Here is a 14,464-nt window from a genome sequence, read left to right on the forward strand (position 1 = left end):
TTTTTATAAGACTTCAGCAAATTCTGACAGGCGAGTGTCGGCGAAGCATGCCACTATTGATCTACTGTCAGGCAGGGGAGATGAGATGACGCAGCCGTTGGTCGGGAAACAGATATTGATAGTGGAAGACGAACTCGTTTTCCGATCGCTGCTGGATTCATGGTTGCAATCTCTTGGCGCAACGACGTTGCTGGCCGGAGACGGGGTAGATGCGCTGGAGCAGATGGCTGGCAATCAACCCGATTTAATTATTTGCGACCTGGCCATGCCGCGTATGAATGGTCTCGCGCTGGTTGAAGCGCTGCGCAACCAGGGCATGCAGACGCCGGTGCTGGTGATTTCCGCTACCGAAAATATGGCCGACATTGCAAAAGCGCTGCGTCTTGGCGTGCAGGATGTCGTGCTGAAGCCCGTTAAAGATTTCAATCGTCTGCGGGAAACTATCTTCGCCTGCATCTACCCAAATATGTTTAATTCCCGGGTCGAGGAGGAGGAACGTTTATTCCAGGATTGGGATGCGCTGGTGGATAACCCGCAGGCCGCAGCCAATTTATTAAAAGAGCTTCAGCCGCCTGTTCAGCAGGTCATTTCCGGCTGCCGCGTAAATTATCGCCAGCTTGTTTCGGCAGAAAGCCCCGGGCTGGTGCTGGATATTGCACCGCTTTCCGGACACGATCTCGCCTTCTATTGTCTTGATGTTACCCGCGCCGGCAATAATGGCGTGCTGGCCGCGCTGCTGCTGCGCGCATTATTTAATGGCTTACTTCAGGAACAATTGTCACATCAGCGCCAGCGCTTACCTGAAATGGGTGCTTTACTTAAGCAGGTAAACCAACTGTTGCACCAGGCAAATTTGCCGGGGCAGTTCCCGTTACTGGTGGGGTATTACCACAGTGAGCTTAAGAATTTGTTATTAGTCTCGGCCGGTTTAAACGCGACGTTAAATACCGGGGAGCATCAAATTCAAATCAGCAGTGGTGTTCCTCTCGGTACGCTTGGGAATACCTATCTCAATCAGGTAAGCCAGCGCAGCGAAGCGTGGCAATGCCAGGTCTGGGGTGCAGGCGGGCGGTTACGCTTAATGTTGAACGCGGAATGAGCGATCGCGTGGCGAAGCTCAGATAGATTTACCCGTCTTATAAAAACGGGTGCTAATATCGCCGCAGTTTCTTCGTATTAATCCTAATTAGTTGTTAGCGCGTCCTTTTCAGACCTGGTCATTGGGTTGGTACTGATATACTCAGACGCGAGTTAATTCATGAACCTGTTCAAATCATGGACAGTCCAGGAGATTTCAATGGCTGCAATAAATTCGAAAGTGACTAAAGCAGTAATCCCGGTCGCGGGGTTGGGAACGAGGATGCTACCAGCTACGAAGGCAATTCCGAAAGAAATGTTGCCGCTGGTTGATAAGCCATTAATTCAGTATGTGGTCAATGAGTGCATTGCCGCGGGTATTACTGAAATCGTTCTGGTAACACATTCATCTAAAAACTCTATTGAAAACCACTTCGATACCAGCTTTGAGCTTGAAGCCATGCTGGAGAAGCGCGTTAAACGTCAGCTTCTCGAAGAAGTGCAATCTATTTGCCCGCCGCACGTGACCATCATGCAGGTGCGTCAGGGTCTGGCGAAGGGGCTGGGTCATGCCGTTATGTGCGCGCATCCGGTTGTCGGCAACGAGCCGGTCGCCGTGATCCTGCCAGACGTTATCCTTGATGAGTTCGAGTCCGATCTGTCGCAGGATAACCTTGCTGAGATGATCAAACGCTTCGACGAATCCGGTGCCAGCCAGATCATGGTTGAGCCGGTAGATGACGTTACCGCTTACGGCGTAGTGGACTGCAAAGGCGCTACGCTGAACCCGGGCGATAGCGTGCCGATGGTTGGCGTGGTTGAGAAACCGAAAGCGAACGTCGCACCGTCAAACCTGGCAGTTGTAGGCCGTTATGTCCTGAGCGCTGAGATTTGGCCGCTGCTGGCGAAAACGCCTCCGGGAGCCGGTGATGAGATCCAGCTTACCGATGCTATCGATATGCTGATCGAAAAAGAGACCGTTGAAGCCTATCACATGAAAGGCAAAAGCCATGACTGTGGTAATAAACTCGGCTATATGCGCGCCTTTGTAGAATATGGCATTCGCCATAAATCACTGGGCGAAGAGTTTAAAGCCTGGCTGAACGAAACGGTAGGCGCTGCTAAAGCATAACCCCCAGCGCAGACCGTAAATAAGGTCGACGTTAATCGTGCTCAGCACTGATTATCGTCGGCCTTTTTTATTGCGTGTTTATCAGCAGCCCGCTGTGAAAAGGGGGCATAAGAAAAAGCGTATAATGCTGGTAATAAAAGTGGCGGGTTTTTGAGCGCTGCCCATGACGAAAACAAACGACGTCATTGTCTGGGCTATTTGTGAAGAAATTGTGTAGAACGGATAAAAAAAATCCCGCCAGCGGCGGGATATTAAAAGCAGATAAGATTTTACTCACTTACGCGAGAAGGAAATCTTCCAGCTTTTTACCTTGTTCATCGATAGCTTTTTTGATTACTGCTGGAGTACGACCCTGGCCGGTCCAGGTTTTCGTTTCGCCATTTTCATCTACGTAGCTATATTTAGCCGGACGCGCAGCGCGTTTTGCTTTGGTACCCGTTTTAGCCGCAGCCATGCTGTTCAGCAATTCATTCGGGTCAATACCATCAGCAATTAACATTTCACGATACTGCTGCAGTTTACGGGTACGCTCTTCAACTTCAGCTGCGGCAGCGTTCTCTTCTTCACGACGCTCATTAACCACAACTTCTAATTTTTCCAGCATCTCTTCCAGTGTTTCCAGCGTGCATTCTCTTGCCTGTGCGCGCAGAGTACGGATGTTGTTCAGAATTTTAAGGGCTTCGCTCATTGTAGTAATCTCAAACTTATATTGGGGTGGTTTGTTGGGCTAATAATAGAGCGTTAAATTCAGCAGTGCAATAGCCGCGAATGTAAGGAATTCAAAATAGCCCTTTATTTAAGTCTTTTCTAAATACCGCTATCTTAAATTTTTAATCAACAACCACACTGCCAGACAGGTATAAGCGTGCAGTCCAGCTTCGTTCATATGCAAAGGTGAAGCGATATTTTTTGATTATTCCTTTGGGAGAAATAGCCATAATGGATAAATAACAACCGCGTTTATTACCGAGCTAAATGCGGTTACTTTAGTAAAATATTAATAATTTCTGAATGATATGATGAGAATCATCGCATAAGAACAGTATGCTAACCTCCTGAATTTGTTATGGCTGTTTCTTTTGCAGCTACAACCGCTGCGATCGGAAAGTGCGCATTTATGCGTAAATCTGTCTACAGGATTAACCTAACCTACATCGGTTGCTCAGGTCCGGCCGTTAAAACATGATACAATTCGCCGCAGGATCATCACACTTTGATTAGGGTTTTGCGCGCAATGGCACAGCTTTATTTCTACTATTCAGCAATGAATGCAGGGAAATCGACGGCATTACTACAGTCCTCGTACAATTATCAAGAGCGAGGCATGAGAACGGTAGTTTATACCGCAGAAATTGATAACCGCTTTGGTGCAGGGAAAGTCACTTCCCGGATTGGTTTATCCTCGCCCGCACGTCTGTTTAATCAGCACACCTCGCTGTTTGACGACATTAAAGCTCAACACCAGCAAGAAGCCGTGCACTGTGTGCTGGTGGACGAATGCCAGTTCTTGACGCGAGAGCAGGTATACGCCCTGTCAGAAGTGGTGGATGAGCTTGATATTCCCGTGCTCTGTTATGGGCTGAGAACTGATTTCCGCGGCGAACTCTTCGGCGGGAGCCAGTATTTGCTGGCGTGGTCAGATAAATTAGTTGAGCTTAAAACCGTCTGTTTTTGCGGACGCAAGGCAAGCATGGTGCTGCGACTTGACCACGAAGGGCGTCCTTATAATGAAGGCGAGCAGGTGGTTATTGGCGGCAATGAGCGCTATGTCTCCGTTTGCCGTAAACATTATAAGGAAGCGCTGTCAGAGGGCTCGCTTGCAACAATACAGGCGCGGGTAAGAGGGGAGTGATTGCACTGTCAGTAGCTCAGTAAATACCTTCTGGTAAGCAGAAAATAAAAAACCCGCCGAAGCGGGTTTTTTTATGACGCTATACCATTAAGCGGGTTTCTTCGCTTTTTTGTCAGCTTTAACCGGGGCGGCTTCCACTTTTTGTGCAGGAGCGGCTTCACCCTCTTTATATTCGCGGCCGTAGAAGGTATCCAGCAGGATCTGCTTCAACTCTGCGATCAGCGGGTAACGTGGGTTGGCGCCGGTGCACTGGTCGTCAAACGCATCTTCAGAGAGTTTGTCGACGTTGGCCAGGAAGTCCGCTTCCTGTACGCCAGCTTCACGAATCGACTTCGGAATACCCAGCTCCGCTTTCAGGCTCTCCAGCCAGGCCAGCAGTTTCTCAATTTTCGCAGCGGTACGGTCGCCCGGTGCAGAGAGACCCAGGTGATCGGCAATCTCTGCGTAACGGCGGCGCGCCTGCGGACGGTCATACTGGCTGAACGCGGTCTGTTTGGTCGGGTTGTCATTCGCGTTGTAGCGGATAACGTTGCTGATCAACAGGGCGTTAGCCAGGCCGTGCGGGATATGGAACTGCGAGCCCAGTTTGTGCGCCATGGAGTGACACACACCGAGGAAGGCGTTAGCGAACGCAATACCGGCGATAGTTGCGGCACTGTGGACACGCTCGCGGGCAACCGGGTTTTTAGAACCTTCGTTATAAGAAGCCGGCAGGTTCTCTTTCAGCAGTTTAAGTGCCTGCAGCGCCTGACCGTCGGAGAACTCAGAAGCCAGAACCGAGACGTACGCTTCCAGCGCGTGGGTTACCGCATCCAGACCACCAAAGGCGCAGAGGGATTTCGGCATATCCATCACCAGGTTGGCATCGACAACCGCCATATCCGGGGTGAGGGCGTAATCCGCCAGCGGATATTTCTGGCCGGTAGCATCATCGGTAACCACCGCAAACGGCGTCACTTCAGAACCGGTACCGGAGGTGGTGGTCACGGCGATCATCTTCGCTTTGACGCCCATTTTCGGGAACTTGTAGATACGTTTACGGATATCCATAAAGCGCAGCGCCAGCTCTTCGAAGTGGGTTTCCGGATGTTCGTACATCACCCACATGATTTTCGCCGCATCCATCGGGGAGCCGCCGCCGAGGGCGATAATCACGTCCGGTTTAAAGGAGTTCGCCAGCTCAGCGCCTTTACGCACCACGGTCAGCGTCGGATCCGCTTCCACCTCGAAGAACACTTCGGTTTCCACACCCGCAGCTTTCAGCACGGAGGTGATCTGGTCAGCATAGCCGTTGTTGAAGAGGAAACGGTCGGTCACGATCATCGCGCGTTTGTGACCATCAGTAATCACTTCATCCAGCGCGATTGGCAGAGAGCCACGGCGGAAGTAGATTGATTTCGGAAGTTTATGCCACAACATGTTCTCAGCTCGCTTAGCAACGGTTTTCTTGTTGATCAGGTGCTTAGGACCAACGTTTTCTGAGATGGAGTTACCACCCCATGAACCACAACCCAGGGTCAGGGAAGGCGCAAGTTTGAAGTTGTAGAGATCACCGATACCACCCTGGGAAGCCGGGGTGTTGATAAGGATACGCGCGGTTTTCATCATCTGGCCGAAGTGCGCCACACGCTCAGGCTGGTTGTCCTGGTCGGTGTAGAGGCAGGAGGTGTGCCCGATACCGCCCATGGCGACCAGTTTCTCCGCTTTCACCACCGCATCGTCGAAATCTTTCGCGCGATACATTGCCAGGGTCGGAGAGAGTTTTTCATGTGCAAACGGCTCGCTCTCATCCACCACGGTGACTTCACCGATGAGGATTTTGGTGCTTGCCGGTACGCTAAAGCCCGCCAGTTCAGCAATTTTGTGCGCCGGTTGGCCAACGATAGCCGCGTTGAGCGCGCCGTTTTTCAGAATGATGTCCTGAACCGCTTTCAGCTCCTGGCCCTGCAGCATATAGCCACCGTGGCTGGCGAAACGCTCACGCACGGCGTCATACACGGAGTCAACAACCACAACAGACTGTTCAGAAGCACAGATTACGCCGTTGTCGAAGGTTTTTGACATCAGCACTGACGCGACGGCACGTTTGATATCGGCGGTTTCGTCAATAACAACCGGGGTGTTACCTGCACCCACGCCGATAGCCGGTTTACCGGAGCTATAAGCGGCTTTCACCATGCCCGGACCGCCGGTCGCGAGGATCAGGTTGATATCCGGGTGATGCATTAACGCATTGGAGAGTTCGACGGAAGGCTGATCAATCCAGCCGATAAGGTCTTTCGGCGCACCTGCCGCGATGGCCGCCTGCAGCACGATGTCCGCTGCTTTGTTGGTGGCATCTTTTGCACGTGGGTGCGGAGAGAAGATGATTGCGTTACGGGTTTTCAGGCTAATCAGTGATTTAAAGATTGCAGTAGAGGTGGGGTTAGTGGTCGGTACGATACCGCAGATAATGCCGATAGGCTCAGCGATAGTGATCGTGCCGAAGGTATCATCTTCCGATAATACGCCGCAGGTTTTCTCATCTTTGTACGCGTTATAGATATACTCAGAAGCAAAGTGGTTTTTAATCACTTTATCTTCGACGATACCCATGCCGGATTCAGCTACGGCCATTTTCGCGAGGGGGATTCGAGCATCTGCGGCAGCCAGGGCGGCGGCGCGGAAGATTTTATCTACTTGCTCTTGAGTAAAGTTGGCATATTCACGCTGGGCTTTCTTCACACGTTCAACGAGTGCGTTCAGTTCAGCGACATTAGTAACAGCCATAATGCTCTCCTGATAATGTTTAAACTCTTTTAGTAAACCATCTGCGCAAACTGTCAGTATAGACAGCGTCGAAACAGGTTGTGTAAAGCTATGTAAGTCAATAAGTTACACAGCATAAATACCGCTGGTTTACTAAAAGAGCCTTAACGAACCGGGAGCAATTATTGACATTTCTGCTCTCTATTCGTGGCATCAAGATTACCCACTTCTGAGTAATTAATGCGTGATCCATATCAAGTTTTCACTAAGCTGACACCTTTCAGCTTGGCCATTATTGGCGAGTTGTATCAATTGTTAACGTTTATTCGCAAAACAAGGCTCGGATTTTTCACATTTGCCTTAACTCAATAACACACTGTTTTATCAGGGTTATTAGCGAATGAACTGGTGGACTCCACAAAAAAATCGCGTATCTTCTGCATGGATTATCCTGTCACGCTATTGTTTCTAAGGTACTGGCGATAACGCGGAGCTTGCTGTGGATCACTTTGGGTTTGATATTCCTCTCTATTTTAAATTTTTCGTCGGTCTTTTTGCGCTGGTGAACCCGGTTGGCATCATCCCGGTTTTTATCAGTATGACCAGTTATCAAATGGCCGATGCCCGTAACAAAACCAATCTTACGGCGAACGTCTCGGTCGCTATCATTCTCTGGACGTCACTCTTCCTGGGCGACACCATCCTGCAGCTGTTTGGTATCTCAATTGACTCTTTCCGCATTGCCGGCGGGATTCTGGTGGTTACCATCGCAATGTCGATGATCAGCGGCAAGCTGGGGGAGGATAAGCAGAATAAGCAGGAGAAATCAGAAACCGCTATCCGTGAAAGCGTGGGCGTAGTGCCTCTGGCATTGCCCTTAATGGCAGGGCCGGGCGCAATCAGCTCCACGATCGTTTGGGGGACGCGTTATCACACGCTTGCACACCTGATTGGCTTCTCACTGGCGATTGCACTGTTTGCGCTCTGCTCATGGGGACTGTTCCGCATTGCGCCCTAGCTGGTTCGCCTGCTCAGGCAAACCGGCATTAACGTCATTACGCGTATTATGGGGCTCCTGCTGATGGCGTTAGGCATTGAGTTTATTGTCGCCGGCGCGAAGTCGCTTTTCCCCGGTCTGCTGAATTGATTCATTCTTTCATTTATATAGGTTTTATTTTTTCGGGGCGCGATAACATCGCGCTTTCGAATGTAAGCCTGCTCGCATAATTAGCAAAAGATATGAAGAATCAGCAGAAGGGCGGCAGGCATAACAAATTACAATAATCAGAAAAGCTGTTTTCTATCATAGAATTATAAGTTCCATGAATCATTGATGTCTGCATTTTGAGCAATTAACTCTGTTATTTCTCTCACATCATACTATTGGGCTTGCCGAGTCATTATCGAAATGATATTAGTACTTTCAATCTCCTCGCAGAGTAATGTGCTAAAAAGTAGTCAATTGTTGATTTTTTGTGCAAATCTCTGCGAAGGCAGCCAACAAGTATCACAAGGCGGTGATACTTCTTTATCTGATTGATAATTAATAAGAAAAAACCAACAGGGAGACGCAGTCGTCATCTCGCTGCGGCTGTCGCTACGCCGTAAAAGAGAAATGGTTAACAAATTTGCAAAATGTATTGGCGGCGGTCTCGGGCATTTGTTATTTTCCGGCGAATGTCTTTATCAGCCTCATAATTTACAGCGTAAAGCGATTTGTTGAGAATCGTTTTCAATTAGAAAATAAATAGCATGAATACAACGCGTCTCGACAGGGGAGGCGCGTTAATGAATCGACGCGAGATTGCCGTTCGAGCGATCCGTAATAAAAAAGTCGGTGATAGCAGAAGTAAAAAAAAAGATGTCTGAAAGCGCCAAAAGCTCCTGCGCTATTCAGGCCCCCGAACAGGGGATGATACAGCTGGCATAAATGTCGGTAATTATAATGATTGGAGTCACAACACAATGTCCATCATCACAAAGAAAAGCGTAGTTGCAGCGGGTATTTTAGCAGCGCTAATTTCCGGTAACGCCGCCTTCGCGGCCGACGTACCGGCCGGCGTTCAACTAGCGGAAAAACAGACGCTGGTGCGCAATAACGGTGCTGAAGTGCAATCTCTCGATCCGCATAAAATCGAGGGTGTTCCGGAATCAAACGTTAGCCGTGACCTGTTTGAAGGTCTGCTTATTTCCGATGTTGAAGGCCACCCGACTGCCGGTGTTGCTGAAAAGTGGGAAAACAAAGATTTTAAAGTCTGGACATTCCATCTGCGTAAAAACGCCAAATGGTCAGACGGCACCCCGGTTACCGCCCATGACTTCGTCTATAGCTGGCAGCGCCTGGCAGATCCGAAAACGGCTTCTCCGTACGCCAGCTATCTGCAATATGGCCACATCGCCAATATCGATGATGTTATCGCCGGCAAAAAACCGACCAGCGAACTGGGCGTAAAAGCGATCGATGATAATACCTTCGAAGTCACGCTGAGCGAGCCGGTTCCCTATTTCTATAAACTGCTGGTTCACCCGTCCGTTTCCGCTGTGCCAAAAGCCGCGATTGAAAAATTTGGCGATAAGTGGACCCAGCCTGCAAATATTGTCACCAACGGCGCTTATAAGCTGAAAGATTGGGTGGTCAACGAACGTATCGTTCTTGAGCGCAACACCAATTACTGGGACAACGACAAAACCGTTATTACCCAGGTAACCTACCTGCCAATCTCTGCAGAAGTGACGGACGTTAACCGCTACCGCAGCGGCGAAATCGACATGACCTATAACAACATGCCGATTGAACTGTTCCAGAAACTGAAAAAAGAGATCCCGAAAGAAGTTCACGTCGATCCGTACCTCTGTACTTATTACTACGAGATCAACAACCAGAAAGCGCCATTCACTGACGTTCGCGTGCGTACCGCCCTTAAACTGGCGCTGGACCGCGATATCATCGTTAATAAAGTGAAAAACCAGGGCGACCTGCCTGCTTACAGCTACACCCCGCCATATACCGACGGTGCAAAACTGACCGAACCGGCCTGGTTCAAAATGACCCAGGAGCAGCGTAACGCCGAAGCGAAAAAACTGCTTGCCGAAGCGGGTTACACAGCCGACAAACCGCTGACCTTCAGCCTGCTATATAACACCTCCGATCTGCATAAAAAACTGGCGATTGCCGTTGCCTCGATCTGGAAGAAAAACCTCGGTGCTAACGTCAAGCTGGAGAACCAGGAGTGGAAAACCTTCCTCGATACGCGTCATCAGGGCACCTTTGATGTAGCACGTGCCGGCTGGTGCGCGGATTACAACGAGCCGACCTCCTTCCTGAACACCATGCTTTCAGATAGCTCGAATAACACCGCGCACTATAAGAGCCCGGCGTTTGACAAGCTGATTGGCGACACGCTGAAAGTGACCGACGAAGCGCAGCGCGCTGAGCTTTACTCGAAAGCTGAACAGCAGCTTGATAAAGACTCCGCCATCGTTCCGGTTTACTACTACGTGAACGCCCGTCTGGTGAAACCGTGGGTGGGTGGCTACACCGGTAAAGACCCGTTAGATAATATCTACGTGAAAAACTTGTATATTATCAAGCATTAATGGCAATGAGTGGGGCAGGGGAACCTGCCTCACAGTGTCTTATTTTTATCGCACCAGAACACACATCGGTCGCAGACGGCACCTGGGTCGTCTGAAAGAGAATGTGTAAAAGGCACAGGCCAGAAGGTACGGGCAATGTTGAAATTTATCCTGCGTCGCTTTCTTGAAGCGATTCCAACACTCTTTATTCTGATTACGATTTCGTTCTTTATGATGCGTCTTGCGCCGGGAAGTCCTTTTACCGGTGAACGTGCGCTTGCGCCGGAAGTAATGGCCAATATCGAGGCGAAATACCATTTAAACGATCCCATCACCACCCAGTATTTCAGCTACCTGAAACAGCTGGCGCATCTGGATTTTGGTCCGTCGTTTAAATACAAAGATTACACCGTGAATGACCTGGTGGCGGCGAGCTTCCCGGTTTCCGCCAAATTGGGCGCCGCGGCGTTTATCCTCGCGATTGTGTTCGGCGTGACGGCAGGCGTTATCGCCGCGTTAAACCAGAACACCAAATGGGACTACACGGTAATGGGATTAGCCATGACCGGGGTAGTGATACCCAGCTTCGTTGTCGCTCCTCTGTTAGTGATGATATTTGCCATTGTGCTCCAGTGGCTACCGGCCGGCGGCTGGAATGGCGGGGCACCTAAATTTATGATCCTGCCGATGGTCGCGCTCTCGCTCGCCTATATCGCCAGCATCGCGCGTATCACCCGTGGTTCGATGATTGAAGTGCTGCACTCCAACTTCATCCGCACCGCGCGCGCGAAAGGGCTGCCGATGCGCCGGATCATCTTCCGTCACGCGCTGAAACCGGCGCTGCTGCCCGTGCTCTCCTATATGGGCCCGGCTTTTGTCGGCATCATTACTGGCTCCATGGTTATCGAAACGATTTATGGCTTGCCGGGCATCGGCCAGCTGTTCGTAAACGGCGCGCTTAACCGCGACTACTCGCTGGTGCTGAGCCTGACGATTCTGGTCGGCGCGCTGACCATCACCTTCAACGCGATTGTTGATGTGCTCTACGCCATCATCGATCCGAAAATTCGTTATTGATACTGGAGTTCGCCATGATGTTAAGTAAGAAAAACAGCGAGGCGCTGGAAAACTTCAGTGAGAAACTCGAAGTCGAAGGGCGTAGCCTTTGGCAGGATGCGCGTCGTCGCTTTATGCACAACCGCGCAGCGGTCGCTAGCCTGTTTGTACTGGTGCTGATTGCGCTGTTCGTGACGCTGGCGCCGATGCTGTCGCAGTTCAGCTACTTTGATACCGACTGGGCGATGATGTCTAACGCGCCGGATATGGAGTCAGGGCACTATTTCGGCACCGACTCCTCCGGGCGCGATCTGCTGGTGCGTGTGGCTATCGGCGGGCGTATCTCGCTGATGGTCGGCATCGCCGCGGCGCTGGTGGCGGTAGTTCTCGGTACGCTCTACGGTTCGCTCTCTGGCTACCTGGGCGGCAAAACCGACTCTGTGATGATGCGTCTGCTGGAGATCCTCAACTCCTTCCCGTTTATGTTCTTCGTTATCCTGCTGGTCACCTTTTTCGGGCAGAACATCCTGCTGATCTTTGTGGCTATCGGCATGGTCTCCTGGCTGGATATGGCGCGTATTGTGCGCGGCCAGACCCTGAGCCTGAAGCGTAAAGAGTTTATCGAAGCGGCGCAGGTGGGCGGGGTCTCTACCGCCAATATCGTGATGCGCCATATCGTGCCGAACGTGCTCGGCGTGGTGGTGGTGTATGCCTCGCTGCTGGTGCCGAGCATGATCCTGTTCGAATCCTTCCTGAGCTTCCTCGGCCTCGGTACGCAGGAGCCGCTCAGCAGCTGGGGCGCGCTGTTAAGCGATGGCGCAAACTCAATGGAGGTTTCTCCATGGTTGCTGCTCTTCCCGGCGGGTTTCCTTGTGATCACCCTGTTCTGTTTCAACTTTATCGGCGATGGCCTGCGTGATGCCCTCGACCCGAAAGATCGTTAAGGAGTGCCGTTATGAGCATGACTGAAACCGTAGTAGCGTCAACGACGCGGCAGCAAACGGACCTCCTGCTGGATGTGAAAGATCTCCGTGTGACCTTTGGCACGCCGGATGGCGATGTCACCGCGGTCAACGACCTGAACTTCTCCCTGCGCGCCGGCGAGACGCTGGGCATCGTGGGCGAATCGGGCTCCGGTAAATCCCAGACCGCATTTGCGCTGATGGGGCTGCTGGCTTCCAACGGGCGTATTGGTGGCTCGGCGCTGTTCAACGGCAAAGAGATCCTGAACCTGCCGGAACATGCGCTGAACAAGCTGCGCGCCGAGCAGATCTCGATGATTTTCCAGGACCCGATGACCTCGCTGAACCCTTACATGCGCGTCGGCGAACAGTTGATGGAAGTGTTGATGCTGCACAAAGGCATGAACAAAGCCGAAGCCTTTGAAGAGTCAGTAAAAATGCTCGACGCGGTCAAAATGCCGGAAGCGCGTAAGCGCATGCGCATGTACCCGCACGAGTTCTCCGGCGGGATGCGCCAGCGCGTGATGATCGCCATGGCGCTGATGTGCAGGCCAAAGCTGCTGATTGCCGACGAACCCACAACCGCGCTCGACGTTACCGTGCAGGCGCAGATTATGACGCTGCTCAATGAGCTGAAGCGCGAATTCAATACCGCGATTATCATGATCACCCATGACCTCGGCGTGGTGGCAGGCATCTGCGATAAAGTGCTGGTGATGTATGCCGGTCGAACCATGGAGTATGGCAAAGCGCGCGATGTCTTCTATCAGCCGTCGCACCCGTACTCTATCGGCCTGCTGCATGCGGTGCCGCGTCTGGATGCCGATGGCGAAGCGATGTTGACCATTCCGGGCAACCCGCCAAACCTGCTGCGTCTGCCGAAAGGCTGCCCGTTCCAGCCGCGCTGTCCGCACGCGATGGAGATCTGTAATAACGCGCCGCCGCTGGATGAGTTCGCGCCGGGCCGTCTGCGCGCCTGCTTTAAGCCGGTGGAGGAGTTAGTATGAACGCCGTAACCGAAGAGAGAAAAGTGCTGCTCGAAATCGCCGATCTGAAGGTGCATTTCGATATTAAAGATGGCAGACAGTGGTTCTGGCAGCCGCCGAAAACCCTGAAAGCGGTCGATGGCGTCACGCTGCGCCTCTATGAAGGCGAAACCCTTGGTGTGGTCGGTGAATCCGGCTGCGGCAAATCAACCTTCGCGCGCGCGATTATTGGCCTGGTGAAAGCGACCGACGGAAAAGTGGCCTGGCTCGGACGCGATCTGCTCGGCATGAAGCCGGATGAGTGGCGCGCCGTGCGCAGCGATATCCAGATGATTTTCCAGGATCCGCTGGCCTCGCTGAACCCGCGTATGACTATCGGTGAAATCATCGCCGAGCCGCTGCGCACCTACCATCCGAAGATGCCGCGTCAGGAAGTGAAAGACCGCGTCAAAGCGATGATGATGAAGGTCGGCCTGCTGCCTAACCTGATCAACCGCTATCCCCATGAGTTTTCCGGCGGTCAATGCCAGCGTATCGGCATCGCACGCGCGCTGATCCTTGAACCGAAACTGATTATCTGCGATGAGCCGGTCTCCGCGCTCGACGTGTCGATTCAGGCTCAGGTGGTCAACCTGCTGCAGCAGTTACAGCGTGAAATGGGGCTGTCGCTGATCTTTATTGCCCACGATCTGGCGGTGGTTAAGCACATCTCCGACCGCGTGCTGGTGATGTACCTGGGCCATGCGGTAGAGCTGGGCACCTATGATGAGGTGTACCAGAATCCGCTGCACCCCTACACCAAAGCGCTGATGTCAGCGGTGCCGGTGCCCGATCCGGATGTCGAGAAGAACAAAACCATTCAGCTGCTGGAGGGGGATCTGCCATCGCCGATCAACCCGCCATCGGGCTGCGTCTTCCGCACCCGTTGCCCGATTGCCGGGCCGGAGTGTGCGAAAACCCGTCCGGTGCTGGAGGGCAGCTTCCGCCACGCGGTCTCCTGCCTGAAGGTCGACCCGCTTTAAGCGAGGCATAAAAAAAGGGCTGACAACTTGTCAGCCCTTTTTCTTTTCAGCGC

The 14,464-nt window shown here is 51.9% G+C and carries 10 protein-coding genes and 1 pseudogene; 9 read left to right on the forward strand and 2 right to left on the reverse strand.

Annotated features, from left to right (window positions below):
- The first annotated feature begins 85 nt into the window (after nucleotides 1-85).
- Nucleotides 86-1,099, forward strand: a complete 1,014-nt coding sequence (rssB, locus tag ABIC80_RS05055; RefSeq protein WP_054803457.1) for a two-component system response regulator RssB — start codon at nucleotides 86-88, stop codon at nucleotides 1,097-1,099.
- Nucleotides 1,100-1,297: 198 nt separating this feature from the next.
- On the forward strand, nucleotides 1,298-2,209 hold the full coding sequence (gene galU / locus ABIC80_RS05060) for a UTP--glucose-1-phosphate uridylyltransferase GalU (protein ID WP_094419769.1): 912 nt from the start codon (nucleotides 1,298-1,300) through the stop codon (nucleotides 2,207-2,209).
- Between the two features lie 277 nt (nucleotides 2,210-2,486).
- Here galU and hns read toward each other — a convergent pair whose 3' ends face one another.
- Nucleotides 2,487-2,897 carry a histone-like nucleoid-structuring protein H-NS gene (hns, locus tag ABIC80_RS05065; protein ID WP_023478663.1) on the reverse strand — a complete coding sequence of 137 codons (411 nt, stop codon included), beginning with the start codon at nucleotides 2,895-2,897 and terminating at the stop codon, nucleotides 2,487-2,489.
- Between the two features lie 546 nt (nucleotides 2,898-3,443).
- On the opposite strand from hns, the gene tdk reads away from it, so the two are divergent.
- On the forward strand, nucleotides 3,444-4,061 hold the full coding sequence (gene tdk, locus ABIC80_RS05070) for a thymidine kinase (RefSeq protein WP_094419770.1): 618 nt from the start codon (nucleotides 3,444-3,446) through the stop codon (nucleotides 4,059-4,061).
- An 87-nt stretch (nucleotides 4,062-4,148) separates the two neighbouring features.
- Here the strand turns inward: tdk and adhE are convergent, their stop codons facing one another.
- A complete protein-coding gene (gene adhE / locus ABIC80_RS05075; protein WP_305208312.1) occupies nucleotides 4,149-6,830 on the reverse strand; it encodes a bifunctional acetaldehyde-CoA/alcohol dehydrogenase in 2,682 nt (893 codons plus the stop codon).
- Nucleotides 6,831-7,308: 478 nt separating this feature from the next.
- Between adhE and ABIC80_RS05080 the strand changes: the two are divergent.
- From ABIC80_RS05080 to oppF, 6 genes and pseudogenes are all read left to right on the forward strand, one after another.
- Nucleotides 7,309-7,956 (forward strand): annotated as a pseudogene (locus ABIC80_RS05080) (YchE family NAAT transporter).
- Between the two features lie 818 nt (nucleotides 7,957-8,774).
- A complete protein-coding gene (oppA, locus tag ABIC80_RS05085; RefSeq protein WP_263754572.1) occupies nucleotides 8,775-10,406 on the forward strand; it encodes an oligopeptide ABC transporter substrate-binding protein OppA in 1,632 nt (543 codons plus the stop codon).
- 135 nt (nucleotides 10,407-10,541) lie between these two features.
- The gene (gene oppB, locus ABIC80_RS05090; RefSeq protein ID WP_054803454.1) at nucleotides 10,542-11,462 is read left to right on the forward strand and encodes an oligopeptide ABC transporter permease OppB; all 921 of its coding nucleotides are present in this window, start codon (nucleotides 10,542-10,544) and stop codon (nucleotides 11,460-11,462) included.
- Nucleotides 11,463-11,476: 14 nt separating this feature from the next.
- Nucleotides 11,477-12,385, forward strand: coding sequence for an oligopeptide ABC transporter permease OppC (oppC, locus tag ABIC80_RS05095; RefSeq protein ID WP_023478831.1), 909 nt, complete (start codon nucleotides 11,477-11,479; stop codon nucleotides 12,383-12,385).
- An 11-nt stretch (nucleotides 12,386-12,396) separates the two neighbouring features.
- The gene (locus tag ABIC80_RS05100) at nucleotides 12,397-13,410 is read left to right on the forward strand and encodes an ABC transporter ATP-binding protein (protein ID WP_200133625.1); all 1,014 of its coding nucleotides are present in this window, start codon (nucleotides 12,397-12,399) and stop codon (nucleotides 13,408-13,410) included.
- Entirely contained in the window at nucleotides 13,407-14,411 is a 1,005-nt protein-coding gene (gene oppF, locus ABIC80_RS05105; RefSeq protein ID WP_023478603.1) for a murein tripeptide/oligopeptide ABC transporter ATP-binding protein OppF, read from the forward strand. Before ABIC80_RS05100 ends, oppF begins: the two co-directional genes overlap by 4 nt.
- The last annotated feature ends 53 nt before the right edge of the window (nucleotides 14,412-14,464 follow it).

Source organism: Kosakonia sp. 1610, from assembly GCF_050435845.1.
Classification (GTDB): Bacteria; Pseudomonadota; Gammaproteobacteria; order Enterobacterales; family Enterobacteriaceae; genus Kosakonia; species Kosakonia cowanii.